Origin of the sequence: Nocardia goodfellowii (assembly GCF_017875645.1) — a bacterium.
GTDB lineage: Bacteria > Actinomycetota > Actinomycetes > Mycobacteriales > Mycobacteriaceae > Nocardia > Nocardia goodfellowii.
The window spans coordinates 5,212,584-5,227,514 of the sequence record NZ_JAGGMR010000001.1 but is presented as its reverse complement, the minus strand read 5'-3'; the positions used below and the strand labels follow the sequence as shown (position 1 = coordinate 5,227,514).

General features: G+C 67.2%; 15 protein-coding genes. 4 read left to right on the top strand and 11 right to left on the bottom strand.

Features of this window, described 5'->3' with window-relative positions; all coding sequences use genetic code 11:
* Positions 1-5: 5 nt before the first annotated feature.
* The 4 genes from BJ987_RS24005 to BJ987_RS23990 all read right to left on the bottom strand — a co-directional run bounded on the left by BJ987_RS24005 (position 6) and on the right by BJ987_RS23990 (position 3,547).
* Positions 6-1,280: a cytochrome P450 gene (locus BJ987_RS24005; protein ID WP_209894283.1), complete on the bottom strand. Its 1,275-nt coding sequence runs from the start codon at positions 1,278-1,280 to the stop codon at positions 6-8.
* A gap of 162 nt (positions 1,281-1,442) precedes the next feature.
* A complete protein-coding gene (locus BJ987_RS24000) occupies positions 1,443-1,631 on the bottom strand; it encodes a ferredoxin (protein ID WP_209894280.1) in 189 nt (62 codons plus the stop codon).
* Between the two features lie 95 nt (positions 1,632-1,726).
* On the bottom strand, positions 1,727-2,311 hold the full coding sequence (locus BJ987_RS23995; protein WP_245366105.1) for a hypothetical protein: 585 nt from the start codon (positions 2,309-2,311) through the stop codon (positions 1,727-1,729).
* 123 nt (positions 2,312-2,434) lie between these two features.
* Positions 2,435-3,547 carry an XdhC family protein gene (locus tag BJ987_RS23990; RefSeq protein WP_209894277.1) on the bottom strand — a complete coding sequence of 371 codons (1,113 nt, stop codon included), beginning with the start codon at positions 3,545-3,547 and terminating at the stop codon, positions 2,435-2,437.
* Between the two features lie 162 nt (positions 3,548-3,709).
* On the opposite strand from BJ987_RS23990, the gene BJ987_RS23985 reads away from it, so the two are divergent.
* The 4 genes from BJ987_RS23985 to BJ987_RS23970 are packed head-to-tail and all read left to right on the top strand — an operon-like array spanning position 3,710 to position 8,076.
* On the top strand, positions 3,710-6,061 hold the full coding sequence (locus BJ987_RS23985) for a xanthine dehydrogenase family protein molybdopterin-binding subunit (RefSeq protein WP_209894274.1): 2,352 nt from the start codon (positions 3,710-3,712) through the stop codon (positions 6,059-6,061).
* Positions 6,058-6,933 carry an FAD binding domain-containing protein gene (locus BJ987_RS23980; RefSeq protein WP_209894271.1) on the top strand — a complete coding sequence of 292 codons (876 nt, stop codon included), beginning with the start codon at positions 6,058-6,060 and terminating at the stop codon, positions 6,931-6,933. Before BJ987_RS23985 ends, BJ987_RS23980 begins: the two co-directional genes overlap by 4 nt.
* Positions 6,926-7,417 (top strand): (2Fe-2S)-binding protein, encoded by a 492-nt coding sequence (locus BJ987_RS23975; protein WP_209894267.1) that lies wholly within the window; start codon positions 6,926-6,928, stop codon positions 7,415-7,417. The genes BJ987_RS23980 and BJ987_RS23975 overlap by 8 nt, the downstream gene beginning before the upstream one ends.
* The gene (locus tag BJ987_RS23970; RefSeq protein ID WP_209894264.1) at positions 7,414-8,076 is read left to right on the top strand and encodes an SRPBCC family protein; all 663 of its coding nucleotides are present in this window, start codon (positions 7,414-7,416) and stop codon (positions 8,074-8,076) included. Before BJ987_RS23975 ends, BJ987_RS23970 begins: the two co-directional genes overlap by 4 nt.
* Before the next feature lie 22 nt (positions 8,077-8,098).
* Here BJ987_RS23970 and BJ987_RS23965 read toward each other — a convergent pair whose 3' ends face one another.
* From BJ987_RS23965 to BJ987_RS23935, 7 genes are read right to left on the bottom strand one after another with little or no spacing between them, the layout of a single operon-like run.
* Positions 8,099-9,550: an aldehyde dehydrogenase gene (locus BJ987_RS23965; protein ID WP_209894261.1), complete on the bottom strand. Its 1,452-nt coding sequence runs from the start codon at positions 9,548-9,550 to the stop codon at positions 8,099-8,101.
* Positions 9,484-10,812, bottom strand: coding sequence for a metal-dependent hydrolase family protein (locus BJ987_RS23960; RefSeq protein ID WP_209894259.1), 1,329 nt, complete (start codon positions 10,810-10,812; stop codon positions 9,484-9,486). The genes BJ987_RS23965 and BJ987_RS23960 overlap by 67 nt, the downstream gene beginning before the upstream one ends.
* A complete protein-coding gene (locus BJ987_RS23955; protein ID WP_209894256.1) occupies positions 10,809-11,144 on the bottom strand; it encodes a hypothetical protein in 336 nt (111 codons plus the stop codon). The genes BJ987_RS23960 and BJ987_RS23955 overlap by 4 nt, the downstream gene beginning before the upstream one ends.
* A gap of 10 nt (positions 11,145-11,154) precedes the next feature.
* Entirely contained in the window at positions 11,155-12,426 is a 1,272-nt protein-coding gene (locus BJ987_RS23950) for an aromatic ring-hydroxylating oxygenase subunit alpha (protein ID WP_209894253.1), read from the bottom strand.
* Between the two features lie 37 nt (positions 12,427-12,463).
* A complete protein-coding gene (locus tag BJ987_RS23945; RefSeq protein ID WP_209894249.1) occupies positions 12,464-13,303 on the bottom strand; it encodes a TauD/TfdA dioxygenase family protein in 840 nt (279 codons plus the stop codon).
* Positions 13,300-13,635 carry a hypothetical protein gene (locus BJ987_RS23940; protein ID WP_209894246.1) on the bottom strand — a complete coding sequence of 112 codons (336 nt, stop codon included), beginning with the start codon at positions 13,633-13,635 and terminating at the stop codon, positions 13,300-13,302. The genes BJ987_RS23945 and BJ987_RS23940 overlap by 4 nt, the downstream gene beginning before the upstream one ends.
* 1 nt (position 13,636) lies before the next feature.
* Positions 13,637-14,902: an aromatic ring-hydroxylating oxygenase subunit alpha gene (locus tag BJ987_RS23935; protein ID WP_209894242.1), complete on the bottom strand. Its 1,266-nt coding sequence runs from the start codon at positions 14,900-14,902 to the stop codon at positions 13,637-13,639.
* Positions 14,903-14,931 lie beyond the last annotated feature (29 nt).

Below are 14,931 nucleotides of genomic sequence, written 5' to 3'. Positions count from 1 at the left end.
ATTCCTTACTTGGGCGTGTATTCGATGTGGAGCGCTTGGAGCCCGCGCAGGATGTAGGTGGGCTCGTAGTCGTAGCGGCGCGCGTCCGCGGGCCCGTGCTGCCGCTCGTCGACGCGGATGTCGAGCATCCGGTCGAGGATGCGCGCGAAGGAGACCCGGCCCTCCGCTCTGGCCAGCGGACCGCCGGGGCAGGTGTGCGCGCCGCGCCCGAAGGCGATGTGCTCCCGGGCATTCGGGCGATCGAGGCGGAATTCGTGCGGATCGTCGAAGCGACGCGGATCGCGGTTGGCCGCGCCGGGGCAGAGCATGACCGTGGTACCGATCGGCACGTCGACTCCGCCCACCTGTGCGTTCTGCTTCGCCAAGCGGAACATGCTCTTCACCGGCGCCTCCATCCGCAACGTCTCTTCGACGAAGAGCGGAATCCTGCTGCGGTCCGCGCGCAATTGCTCCTGGATCTCGGGATTGTCGGCCAGGAAACGAAGTCCGGAGGTCAGCAGTTTGGCCGTGGTCTCCTGACCGGCCGCGAAGAGGAATGTCGCCGAGCGGACCACGTCGAGGACTTCCGGGGTGGAGCCATCCGGATACTTCGCCAGGGCCAGCTGGGTGAGCACATCCTCGCGCGGCTCGGCCCGGCGATCCTCGATGTAGGAGGCGAACTTGTCGTCCAGCCACGCCAGCGGATTGCTGGACAGCGCGTCGTCGTCCAGCGCGCCGACCCGCGAGCCCGGCCGTTCGGCGCCCAGCACCACCCGGAACTGCTGGTGGTCCTCCTCCGGTACGCCGAGCACGTCGGCTACCACCAGCAGCGAAAAGGGCTTGGCGTAGGCGGCGCCGAATTCGCAGCGTCCGTCGGCGAGGAATTCGTCGAGCTGGCGGTCGGCCAGCCGCCACATGAACTCCTCGTTCTCCTTGAGCCGCGCCGGGGTCAGCAGCCGGTTCAGTACCGAGCGCGCGTAGGTGTGCTGCGGCGGGTCCATGGTCACCATGTGCTCGAACATCGGCATCTGGTCCCGATGCCGGTCGATCAACTCGCCGAGGTCATCGCCCGCCACCTCGAAGGGCAAGGGCGGGAAGGGCCCGCCGACGGCGATGATCGAGGAGAACTTGTCCGCGTCCTTGGTCACCTCCGCGGTTTCCTCGTATCCCGTCACCGCGTAGACGCCGTGGTGCGGCAGGGGGGTCACCGGGCACTGCGCACGCAGGTGGTCGTAATACGGATGGGGGTCGGGGACCAGCGCCTGATCCGTGAAGTAGTCGACTGTGTCGAAATCAGTCATCCTGGCCAGCTCCTGCCGTCGGTGAGGGAGATTCAGTTGATGGTAACGTTCATCTTCTGATTTGAGAACCGCATTCTCATACCCGGCCCGGAAACACGAAAACGGCCGGGGCGGAATACCGCCCCGGCCGCATGCCGGAGGTGAGCCGAAGCCCTCAGGGCCTCAACAGGGTTCGATCGCGTGCTCCGGGCAGGCTTCGATCGCCTCGGCCACCGCACCTTCCAGGCCGGCGGGCACCTCGTCCACCGCCACCTCGGAATAGCCGTACTCGGTGAGGGTGAACACCTCGGGGCACAGCGATACGCAGACACCGAAGCCCCGGCAACGATCCGTATCGATGCTGACCTTCATCGATTGCCCTCCTTTATATCGGAGAATGCCATTCTCCATTTTGATGATGAGGGTTTCATACCTGCGGTCGCGCGTCAACGCGGGTTCGCTGTCCATCAGCCCATCGGCAGGAGATCCGGTGCCAGGGCGGGCGTACCGACCCGGAAGGTCTCCACCGAGCCGATCGGACCCGGAGCCCGGGCGGCGATATTCGCCCGCTCCTTGAAGGCCCGCGCGGCGGAACTCATGCGGTACTGCACCGGACCGCCCACCCGGCAGTCCAATTCGGCAGGCCACGTCTCGCCCCAGAGGGCGACTTCGAATTCCGCGGTGTCGAGGCTGTCCAGCAAGCCCGCGCGGATGCGGGAATCGGTACCGAACAGCGCCGTATCCACGGCCAGGGAGTGCGGCCGCGCCCGCACATCGGTAGTGAGGCAGGTTTCGAGGTCCAGCACCTGTGCACCGAGGATCCGGACCGGCCGGGGATCGTCGCATTCGGCGACCGCGACCCATACCTCCCATCCGGCCAGCACTCGATCGAACAGCCAACCCCCCACGTTCTGCACTACCGCAAGGGGATTCGGGCCGAGGATCGCCAGCCGGTAACGGAGTTCACGGGTTTCGACATGTTCGATGGTCGCGTCCACCGATGCCAGGACGCATTTCTGCGGCGCAAAGGAATTCACCAACCGAGTCGCCATATGGGTCTCCATCTCACCGATGAGTTCGGCCGATACCTGCGGAAATGGGAGTCTCCTGTAAGGGATATCGTACCGCGCGCTGGGTTATAGCGTGATTTACTTAACACTGCGTTCGACCGAAGGTCAACCATTGAGATACCCACCGGCTTCTGGCAGACGTGCCGGTACCTCGGGCCCATGAATCGGGCGCTCAGTCTGGGAGAGCGGCGTGGCGCTGCCGCCTCGGCGCAGTGCGATGATCTCCGCCCCGATGGCGAGCGCGGTTTCCTCCGGCGTCCGCCCGCCGAGCTCCAAACCGATGGGCGAACGCAGTTGCCGCAGTTGCCGTTCGGTGATTCCGGCCGCCCGGAGTTCGGCGCGGCGCTCGCGGTCGGCGCGGCGCGAACCCAGCGCGCCGACGTAGGCCACGGGTAGCCGAAGCGCCTGCGCGAGCACCGGGATATCGAATTTCGGGTCGTGGGAGAGTACGCAGATCGCCGTCCTGGCGTCGACCGCGGTATTGCTCAGATACCGGTGCGGCCAGTCGACCACGACTTCGTGCGCGGCGGCGAAGCGGTCGGGATCGAGGAATGTCCGGCGTGCGTCGCAGACGGTCACGCGGTACCCGAGCAGCCGCCCGACCGCACACAGTGCGATAGCGAAATCCGTTGCGCCGAAGACGATCATACGCGGCGGCGGGGCGAAGGAATGCACGAAAACCGTGCGCTCCCGATCGCCGCAGCCGAGCACCCGTATCCCGCTCGACCCGGTGTCGAGCAGGTCCCGGGCCAGCCGCACCACCGCCAGATCGGCGCCTTCGATGTCGAAGCCCGCACCGATCGCCCGGTCCGCGCGCACCGCGAGGACCGCGCCGGACTCCACATCCCGGACCCAAGCGACCGGTGTCTCGATGTCCAACGCGGCCGCTACTACCGGGAATTCGGCCGCGGTCACCCGGTGCACGAAGACCTCGAGCTCACCACCGCAGTTCAAGCCGACCGCGAACGCACTGGAATCGCTGTACCCGAAGGTCTTTCGCACCGGCACTCCGGTCTGCAGAACCTCGAGGCAGAGCTCGTAGACCTCGGCCTCCACACAGCCGCCGGACAGGCTGCCGCACACCGAGCCCGCCGCGTCGACCGCCATGGTCGTGCCGATCGGGCGGGGCGCGCTGCCACGGACACCGATCACGGTGGCCAGCGCGTACCGAGTATTCGCCGCATGCCAGCGCCGCAGCTGTCCGGCGAGATCACGCATTCCGCTTGCCCTTCGTGCCCGCAAATATGATTCTCCTGATATGCGATACTACATTTTCATTTTTGGCATAGTAGACATTGACACTTTGCGAACGGCACTGCTAAACAGGTGCTCAGCAGCGGCTCGCCCGCCTCGTCTCCGATGTGAACGGAGGATCATTCAATGACCCGCACCGAGACCCCCACGGCCGGAGTCGTGGGCACCCGGGTGCCGCGGCTCGAGGACCTGCGCCTGCTGACCGGCGCCGGCTCCTTCGTCGACGACATCACCCGGCCCGCCATGGGCCACGTGTGCTTCGTGCGCAGCCCCTTCGCCCGCGCCCGGATCACGGGGGTGGACAGCACCGAAGCGCTGGCTCTGGACGGCGTGCTGGCCGTCTACACCGCCGCCGACCTGAATCCCGCCGTGCACGAAATCTCCTACGCCCTGGACATGGTCGGCCTGCCGCCGGTCCCGCGCCCACCACTCGCCGATGACGAAGCCCGGTTCGTCGGCGATCCGGTCGCGGTGGTCGTCGCGGTCGACCGCTATATCGCCGAGGACGCCGCGGAACTGGTGCTCGTCGACTACGACCCGCTACCGCCGGTGCTCGATTTTCTCGCGGCCGCCGACGCCACGGAACTGGTCCATGCCGCGTTTCCGGGCAACTCCGCCGGTGCGATGGGTGGGCGGCCGCCCGCCGATCTGGACCCGGTCTTCGACGCGGCGGCGCATGTGGTGCGGCAGCGTATCCACCAGCAGGCGTACGCGCCGGTGCCGATGGAGACGCGCGGCATCGTGGCCGAATGGTCCGCCGCCACCGCCGAAATGACCATCTGGACCTCCTCGCAGTCGCCGCACGAGGTGCGCGGATTCTGCGCACGACTGCTCGGGATCGACGAGCACCAGGTGCGGGTCATCGTCCGCGATACCGGCGGCGGGTTCGGCCAGAAGGTCGCACCGCAGCGCGAAGACGTCTGCGTACTGCTGGCCGCCCGCCGCCTCGGCACCGCCGTGAAATGGATCGAGGACCGGCAGGAGAACCTGATGTCGGCCGGCATGGCCCGGCACGAATACGGCGATATCCGAATGGCTTTCGACACCGACGGCACGATCCTGGCCGCGACCATCGACCACGTCCAGAACGTCGGCGCGTACCCCACACCGTCACCGGTCACCGGCGGCATGGTGGTCGGGTTGCTGCTGCCCGGTCCGTACCGGATCCCGCAGGCGGGGTTCAGTGCCAAGTTCATGTACACCAATACCGTTGGGCGGGTGGCCTATCGGGGGCCGTGGCAGTTCGAATCGGTGGCCCGCGAGGTACTGCTGGACACCGCCGCCCGCGAAATCGGCCTCGACCCGATCGAGTTGCGGCGCCGGAACATGCTGCGGCGGGAGGATCTTCCGTACGCCAACGCCAACGGCATGCCCTACAGCGACATCACGCCCCTGGAGACCTTCGAGCAAGCGGTACGAATGCTGGATTACGAGGGCTTCCGCGCCGAACAGCGCCGCGCCCGCGAGCAGGGGCGCTACCTCGGCGTCGGCACCTGCACCTATGTCGAACCCACTACGGGGAACACGCCTTTCCACGCCACCGAGGGCGCGACCATCCGGATCGAGCCCTCCGGAAAGGTGAACGTCTACGTCTCCGGCGGGTCGGCGGGAAACAGTCTGGAGACCACGGTGGTGCAGTTGACCGCCGATGCCCTCGGGGTCGACATCGCCGACGTGCGCACGGTGCAGGGTGACACGGCGGTGACGCCCTTCGGCGGCGGGACCGGCGGCAGCCGATCCGGTTCCATGACAGCCGGCGCGATCGCCGAAACCGCCGCTGTGCTGCGGGAACGACTACTGGCCATCGCCGCGCACAAACTGGGCGCACCCGTCGCGGACGTCGAATTCACCGGCGGCCGCGGGTTCGTCCGGACGGCCCCGGACACCACGGTGAGCCTGGCCGAGTTGGCCACGATCGCCTATTTCCAGCCCGACGCGCTGCCGCCGGGCGTCCCGGCGGGCCTCGAGGCCAGCGGGCGACATCGAGTGGGCCAGTTGATGATCTGGGCCAACGCCACCCATCTGTGCACCTGCGAGGTGGATATCGAGACCGGTCAGGTGCGGTTGTTGCGCTACATCGTCAGTGAGGATTGCGGGCCGATGATCAATCCAGCGGTCGTGGAGGGCCAGATAGCCGGGGGCACCGTGCAGGGAATCGGCGGCGCGCTCTACGAGCATCTGGCCTATGACGAGGACGGCAATCCGGTCGCGACGACCTTCCTGGACTATCTGATGCCGACCGCCGCCGAAGTGCCGCTGATCGAGATCGGGCATGTGGAGACGCCCAGCCCCGGCCCGGGCGGTTACAAGGGTGTCGGCGAGGGCGGGGCGATCGGGTCGACGCCTGCCGTGCTGAACGCGGTGGCCGACGCGCTGGCGCCGTTCGGCGTCCGGATCTCGCGGCTGCCGCTCTCTCCCGCCACCATCGTCGAACTGGTGGATCAGGCGCGTGCCGCGCAGCCGGGGGTGACCGAATGAAGCCGGCGGCCTTCACCTATCACGTACCGGGCACCGCCGACGCGGCTGTGACCCTGCTCGCCGAGCTGGGTGAGGAAGCCAAGTTCATCGCGGGCGGGCAGAGCCTGGTGCCGATGCTGGCCCTGCGGCTGGCGGCCTTCGAGCATCTGATCGATCTGCGCGCGGTCGCCGGGCTGCGCGGCATCGAGGGACGCGCGGACTCGGTCTGGATCGGGGCCGCGACCACACACGCCGATGTCGGGCGTTCCGCGGAGATTCGCCGCCGAGTTCCCTTGCTGGCGCGGGCGACTCCGCTGATCGGGCATTTTCAGATCCGCAATCGCGGCACGATCGGGGGCGCCATCGCACATGCCGACGCGGCGGGCGAATACCCGGCCGTGGCGCTGGCCCTCGACGCCGAGCTGGAAGCGCTCTCGGCGCGCGGGCGACGGGTGCTGCCCGCGTCCGGCTTCTTCACCGGGATGTGGAGTACCGCACTGGCCGCCGACGAGTTGCTCACCGGCATGGCGTTTCCGGTGTGGGCGGGCCGGTGCGGCTTCGCGATCGAGGAGTTCGCCAGGCGCAGTGGCGATTTCGCGCTCGCCGGGGCCGTGGTCGCGGTGCGGCTGGACGCGGATTCCCGCGTCGACCGGTGCGCCGTCGTGGTCTTCGGCTTGGGCCCGACGCCGGTGCGTGCCACCCATACCGAAGCCGAACTGCTCGGGCGCGAGGTGACCGCGGTGACCGCCGCGGAGGTCGGGCACAGCGCGACGGCCGAACTGAATTCGATTCCCGCGGATCTGCACGGCTCCGCGGACTACCGCCGGCGCCTCGGCGCGGTGATGGTGGCACGAGCGTGGCGGCGCGCCGCCCAGGAGGCAAGTGATGACTGAGATGGAAATCCGGCTGCGCGTCAACGGCGCCGCCCGCCGGGACCGCGTGCCCGCCCGGCTCACCCTGGCCGACTACCTGCGCGAGCGGTGCGGCCTGACCGGCACCCATCTGGGCTGCGAGCACGGCGCCTGCGGCGCGTGCACGATACTGATGGACGGCGAGGCCGTGCGCGCCTGCCTGATCTTCGCCGTGCAGGCCGACGGCGCGGAGTTGACCACCATCGAGGGCATCGCCGCGCCCGACGGGACCCTGTCCCCGGTCCAGCAGGCCTTCCGGGACCACCACGGTCTCCAATGCGGCTTCTGCACACCGGGTTTCGTGGTCTCGGCCACCGCGTTCCTGCGCGAGCACCCGGACCCCACCGACAGCGAGATCCGCGAGGGCCTGTCCGGAAATCTGTGCCGCTGCACCGGATACCAGGGCATCGTGTGTGCCGTGCGCGCCGCGGCCGCCACCAGCGCCGAATCGAAGGACCTGCCATGAGACTCGAGAACACCTTCCGCATTCCCGTGCCGGCGGCCGAGGCCTGGCCGGTACTGCTCGACCTGGAACGGATCGCGCCCTGCGTACCCGGCGCGAACCTGACCTCCCGGGACGGCGACGACTTCCACGGCAAGATCAAGGTGAAGCTGGGGCCGGTCGGGCTCACCTACAACGGGATCATCAAGGTCGTCTCCCAGGACCCCCGGGCCCGGATCGCCGTCCTCGAGGGCGGCGGGCGGGAAGCCCGCGGCAACGGCACCGCGAAGGCGACCATCACGTGCCGACTGGTGGAAAACGACGGCGGCACAGACGTTTTCGTGGAAACCGAGCTCGCGATCACCGGCAAACCCGCGCAGTTCGGGCGTGGCGCCCTCGCGGATGTCGCGGGCACGTTGATCGGGCAGTTCGCGGACAATCTGGCCGCCGAGATCACCAGCACGGCAGACGATTCCAGCGCGGCGGTCGACGGCCCGGAATCCGCCGATGCGCGATCCGAGATCCGCGCGGTCCCCCGCCCGGCCGCCGAGCCGATCGACCTGCTTCAGGCCGCCGGTATGGACGGAACCCGGCGCGCCGCCGTAGCGGCGACCGCGATCCTGGTGGTACTGGCGCTGATTCTCACCCGACGCCGCGCCGCCGGTCGCCGAGCGCGCGCTTGATCCACCCCGCCCGCCCCGCACCTCATGGTGCGGGGCGGATCGAGATCGAAGTGGTGTCCAGAAAGCCGTCGAGCCCTTCGGGGCCGAACTCACGGCCGATGCCACTGTTCTTCACGCCGCCGAAGGGCGCGAACGGATCCATGCTGTACGGCTGGTTGATGCCGAGCGTGCCGGTGCGAATGCGCCGGGCCATCGCCAAGCCCCGGTCGAGGTCGCGGGTCCAGACCGAGCCGGACAGCCCGTATTCGGTGGCGTCGGCGAGCTCGATGGCGTGTTCCTCGCCGTCATAGGCCAGCACGCTCAGCACCGGACCGAAGATCTCCTCCTGCGCGATACGCATGCCGTTGTCCACGTCGACGAACAGCGACGGCCGGACATACCAGCCCCGCCGCACACCTTCGGGCAGACCGGTCCCGCCGACGAGCAACCGAGCGCCTTCGCGCTGCCCCTGTTCGATATAGCCGCGCACGCGCTGCTGCTGACGCTGGGAAACCATCGGGCCGATCTGCGTCGCCGCGTCGAAAGGGTCGCCCACAGTGAGCTTTTCGACCATGCCGGCCAGCGCGTCGACGTACTCTCGGTAACGCGCTCGGGGCAGCAGGATCCGGGTTTGCGCGACACAGGCCTGACCGCTGTTCATCAGACCGGCCACGATCATGCCGCTGGCAAAGTCCGCGGGATCGGCGTCGTCGAGCACGACCGCGGCGGATTTGCCGCCCAACTCCAGGCTGACCTTGCGCAACGCCGAGCCGCAGACTTCCGCGACCTGCCTTCCCGCGGCGGTGGATCCGGTGAACGACACCTTGTCCACGCCTGGATGCGACACCAGGTACCGGCCGACCGCACGGTCGCCGGGCAGCACGCTGACCACTCCCGGCGGCAGGCCGAGTCGCTCGATCAGTTCGGCCATGAGATTCGCGTCCAGCGGAGTCTCCGGCGACGGTTTGAGCACGATGGCGCACCCCGCGAGCAAGGCGGGGATCAGTTTCGCCACGGTCAGGAACATCGGCATGTTCCAGGGAATGATCGCGGCGATCACACCGACCGGCCGTTTGCACACCAGCACGTCCGAGCCGAGGAAACCCGGCCGCGACTCCGTCCACGGATACGCGGCGGCGACATCGGCGGCGGCCCGGATCATCGCGCCCGGCAGCCGGGCGTGCGCCGAGCGCGCGAACGTCAGCGGCGCACCCATTTCCGTGCTGATCAGCTCGGCGATCTCCTCCACCCGGGTGGCGTAGAGCTCGGCAAGCTCACGCACGATCGCCACCCGCTCCGTCGGGTCCAGCCGCGGCCAGGGGCCGGTATCGAAGGCCGCACGGGCGGCCGAGACCGCACGATCGACGTCCGCGGTCCCCGGCGCCGGAACCCGCGCGACCGGTTGCTCGGTGTGCGGCGAAATCACCGCTATGGTCGCGGTGGTGCTGGGAGCGACCCACTCGTTGCCGATGAAAAGCCGGTCTGTACCGCGCATTCGTCACCTCGTACGGACGTGATGTTCTTGTGGATGCGGCCGTCCTTCATCACGAAGCGAACGTCCTGGACAGTGCTGATGTCGACGGTGGGATCGCCGGTCACGGCGATGATGTCGGCGAGCAGTCCCGGCGCGAGCCGGCCGCGGTCGTCGACGTCGATCAGCTCCGCGGCGGTCACGGTCGCCGCGCGCAGCGCTTGGGCCGGTGTCATGCCGCGGTCTACGAGCGCCCACAGTTCCTTGGCATTGTCGCCGTGCGGCACCGCGGGGGCGTCGGTGCCGCAGGCGATCTTGACCCCGGCACGGATCGCCTTGCGCAGTGTCTCCCGGGCTCGCGGAAACACCTCGGCGGCTTTCTTCTGTAGTGCGGGAGCGGCTTTGGAGACGTCCAGCCCTTCGGACAGGTAGCTCGTGGGCACCAGGAAGGTACCGTGCTCGACCATCATCGCGATGGTCTCGTCACTGGCCAGCGAACCGTGTTCGATGCAATCCACCCCGGCCTTGACGCAAGCCCGGATGCCCGCGTCGCCGTGGGCGTGCGCCGCGACCCGGACCCCGGCGCGATGGGCCTCGTCGACGATCGCCGCGAGTTCCTCGTCGGAGTACTGCTGGGCGCCGGCGACGGTGCCGTGCGACATCACCCCGCCGGAGGCGGAGATCTTGATGACCTCCGCGCCGTATTTGATCTGATAGCGCACACATTCGCGGACCTGCGGAACGCCGTTGGCGCGGCCCTCCTCCACACTGAGCGGCATGATGCCGGGGGCGAGGCGCTGGAACATCGTCGGATCCAGATGGCCACCGGTCGGTGTGATGGCATGCCCGGCACCGACGATGCGCGGGCCTTCGACCCAGCCCTGCTCGATCGCGCGACCGAGATCGACATCGAGCAGGTATCCGCCGGTCTTGACCATCAGCCCGAGATTGCGCACGGTGGTGAACCCGGCATGCAACGTGGTCCGCGCGTTGACGGTGCCGCGCAGCGTCCGATACACCGGGTCGTCCTGTACGCCGTGCATCGGATTCGGCAGGCCCGTCGGAGTATCGGGCCCGCCGATGAGCAGGTTGATCTCCATGTCCATCAAGCCGGGTAACAGCGTCACCTCGCCCAGGTCGACGACCTCGGCGCCGGTGGGCAACCGCACGGGATCGATGTCGGTGATCCGATTGCCGCGCACCACTATCACCGCCGGGGTCCGCACCAGGCCGGTCTCCACGTCGACCCAGCGAGCGGCCCGCAGGACGATGTAGCGCTCGTTCACAATTCCGGCTCGAGCACGCAGGTCAGCTCCGACGATCCCGAATCGGGTATCCGCGGCTGCCGCCACACCTCCACCGGGAAGGACACCATGATCATCGAATACAGCAGATACATCAGGTTTTTGGCGTCCTCGGGCAGCTCGTCGAGCGGGAATTTGTCGCAGTAGGCGATCGCGTCCTCCGCGCGGGGTGTGATCGCGTCGTAGAAGCGCTGCATGTCGGCCATGGAGCTGGCCAGCCGTTTGTCGTAGCGCGCCGGTTCGCCCGGCAGACACCAGGTGGCGGCATACGGTTCCAGATCGGCGAATTCACCGGGCAACAAGGTTTCGGTCATGATCGCTTCCTCACGGCCGGGCCGCCGCGCGTTCGCGCTGGTAGTCACCGACCCAATCGGCGGCCACCTTGTGCAGGTGCCGCAGCAGAATTTCCTGGTCGTTCAATTGAAAGGTGCTGACCGCGCGGGACTCGAGCATCATCTGTGTCGCCTCCAGCGTGGAGGCGTCCTGGAGGCCGTATTCCTTGAAGGTCAGCGCGGACATCTCGTGCGCGATCCGGTCGCGCGGGCTGCGCGCCGGCGGGAAATACAGATTTCCCTCGAAGATGTGGGTGTTGTAGGACGTCGGCCAATACTGATAGGTCAGATACCAGCCACCGGACCAGATGAGGATCACGAAGTTCGGCCACAGCTGGAAGGAATCCAACCCCCACGGATCGCAACCGGCCGGGTTGAGCCCGGCGGGCATTTCACCGAGATCCGGTACGTCCCAGGGCCCGAACAGACCGCTGCGGGTGATGTCCTCCATCGGTTTGCGCATCGTGGGATCGAGTTCCCAGGTGACCACGCCCGAAGTGCTGACCAGCCGGTGCGGGCCGTCGAGCTGATAGTGCGGCGCCTCGAACCCGGCCTGCTGCGCCGCGATCGAGAAATTGTCCGGAGTTTGCTTCCCGTGCAGAATCGGCGCGTGATAGAACTCCTGGAAAGCGTCCATGTACAGCTTCCAGTTGGCGCCGACCTCCGACTTGTAGGAATAGCGTTCGGTCAGCTGGTCGAAGGGGTACCCCTCGAGCCCGGTGACCATGGGCCCGAGAAACTCCCGCAGCGATTGCCGTGGCTCGGCGGCCAGATTCACGAAGATGAAACCCGCCCACACCTCGCAGTGCACGCGCACCAGACCGAGTTGGCTCTTGTCCAGGTCGAAGAATTCCTCTTCCTGCTGCACGAAAGCCAGCGACCCGTCCAGCCCGTACCGCCAGCCATGGTATTTACAGGTGAACTGCCGGCAGGTGCCGGAGGTCTCCTCGCGCGGAAAATCGTTCCATACCAGCTTGTTTCCGCGATGGCGGCAGATGTTGTGGTAGGCGTTGACAGCGCCGTCCCGATCGCGCGAAATAATGATCGAGGTGTGCGCGGCGTGAATTTCTTTCGTGAAATAGCTGCCCGTGCGGGGCAATTGTTCGATCCGCCCGACCTGTAGCCAGGCGCGTTTGAAGATCGCGTCCCGCTCGAGTTCGAAGAATTCCGGCGCGATCGAGTCCTCGTAGGACATCGGCTCGGTGCTCAGTTCGGGATAGTGCTGCGTCCAGCTGCCCTCGGCGGGCTTGGGCCAACGAGGCATGGAGTACTCCTGGGGCTAGGGATGGGTGGGTCGGCGGCTACCGGATCGGTTCCTCGCCGAGCACGGTGGTGCGCAACATCTCTCGCGGCGAATCCGACGGGTACGGCGCGGCACGATGAATGACGCCGCGGTTGTCCCAGATGACGGTGTCGCCGACGGACCACTCGTGGGTGTAGACGCGATCCGGTGCGGTGCAGCGCGCCAGCAGGCCGTCCAGCAGCGCCCGGCTCCGGTCCGGCACCATGCCGACGACGTGGTCGGTCGAGGCGCCCAGCACCAGGGACCGCCGTCCGGACTTGTGGGTCCAGATCAGCGGATGCTCCTTGATCGGACGCTTGCGCCACGCCGCGAGTTGCTCGGGTGTCGGATCCGGGGTGACCAGGCGCTGGGACGCCTCCAGCGAATGCACCACCCGCAGCGGCGCCAGGGCGAGTTTCTCCTGGGCGCCGAGATTCTCGTAAGCCTTGTAGGTGCTGGCGAATTCGGTTTCACCGCCGCTCGAGGCCACCGCCTTGGCGGTGAGCATCGTGGCCATCTGCGGGTAGGCGTCGTCCTCGGGCGTGCACCCGTCGATATGCCAGTCGAAGGTCGCGCGCAGGTAGCCGGCCGAGGAGTTCTTCGTGGTGTCGAGACTGACCCGATAGATGCCCTCGACGGGGTGGTGTCCGGGCGAGGTGTCGACCGCGCCGAGTTTGCGGCAGAAGGCGACCTGGGTGTCCGGATCCAGGTGCAGATCGCGGAAGACGAGCACGCCGTGATCTTCCAGGGCGGTCATCACGAGGGCGGGGACCGATTCGTCCGACAGCAGGCGGTCCGGGGTCAGGCCGGTGATCTCGGCACCTACCTCGTGTCCGAGCTTGGCTATGGTGATCGTCACGGGTGCGGCTCCTTGATCCGTTGGAGTTCGGCGTCTGCGCTGTCGACAGGTTTGGGTTGCTGGAATATTTCGACCGCCATGGCGACCATGACCAGCGAATAGATCAGTCGCAGCAGCGACAGTGCGTCCTCGGGCAGGTCGTCGAGCGGGAACTTGTCGCAATAGGCGATCGCTTCTTCCAGGCGTGGGAAGAAGGCGTCGTAGAACGTGATCAGTTCCGGCATCGAGCTACTGATCCGGCGGGCGTAGCGTTCGCTCTCGGTAGCCAGGCACCAGGTGCGGGCGAACTCCTCCAGATCGGCGAAGGCCGGCGGCAACAGGGGGGCGGTCATCTCAGGCCTCCACTTCGCGGCGGTAGTCATCGACCCAGTCGGCGACCGCTTTGTGGAAGTGCTTCACCAGGATCTCCTGGTCGTTCACTGGAAAACTGGTCAATCCCGCAGTGCGGTAAGCGGATTCCAACGCGGTCTGGGTGCCGGTCAGCATGCCCGCGTCCTGTAGCGCGAACTCCTTGAACACCACCGAGGCGACCTCGTGCTCCACCCGTTCGCGGACCGTGCGCGCGGGCTGGAAGCACAGCATGCCCTCGAAACGATGGGTGTTGTAGGAGGTGGGCCAGTACCGGTAGAGCAGATACCAGCCGCGATAGATCAGGATTTCGATGTTCGGGAAGATCTGGAAGTTGTCGATGCCCCACGGCTCGACCCGCCCGGGATTGAGACCCGGCGGCACCGCATCCAATTCCGGCGATTCCCACGGCCCGACCAGACCACTGCGGGTGATCCGCTCGATCGGGTACATGAACTCCGGTGGCAACGTCCAGCGGCGCGCGCCGCCGGTGGAGACCATCCGGTGCGGTCCGTCGAGCTGGAAATGCGCGCACTCGAATCCCTTACCGGGCGTGCGCACCGCACTGGGAATCTGCTGCGAATGCAGGCCCGGCACGTGGTAGTACTCCTGGAAAGCGTCCGCGAACAGTTTCCAGTTGCTCTGATTGTCGGCCGAGAACTCGTACCACTCTGTCATCTTGTCGAAGGGGTAGCCGTCCAGATCGGTGATCATCGGGCCGAGGAACTCCCGTAGCGTCTGCGGCGGTTCGGCGGCGAGATTCACGAAGATGAACCCGGACCACACCTCGCAATGCACCTTCGCCAGGCCCAGTTGCCCGGTGTCGAGATCGAAGAATTCCTCCTGCTGCTGCACGAAAGACAGTGCGCCGTCGAGCCCGTAGCGCCAGCCGTGGTACTTGCAGGTGAACTGGCGGCAGGTTCCGGAGGTCTCCGCGCGCGGTAGATCGTTCCACACCAGTTTGTTGCCGCGATGACGGCAGACATTGTGGAACGCGTTGACGGCTCCGTCGCGATCGCGCACGACGATGATCGACGTGCGCGCCACGTCGAGCTCCTTGGTGAAATAGCTTCCGGTGCGCGGAACCTGTTCGACGCGACCGACATTGAGCCACGCGCGTTTGAAGATCGCCTCGCGCTCGAGTTCGAAGAATTCCGGCGAGACCGAATCCTCGAACGACATCATCGAAGTACCCAGCTCGGGATAATGCTCAGTCCAGCTGCCCTCGGCGGGCTTGGGCCATTGCCTCACGGTCGATCGCTCCTCCGTTTGCCGTTGCG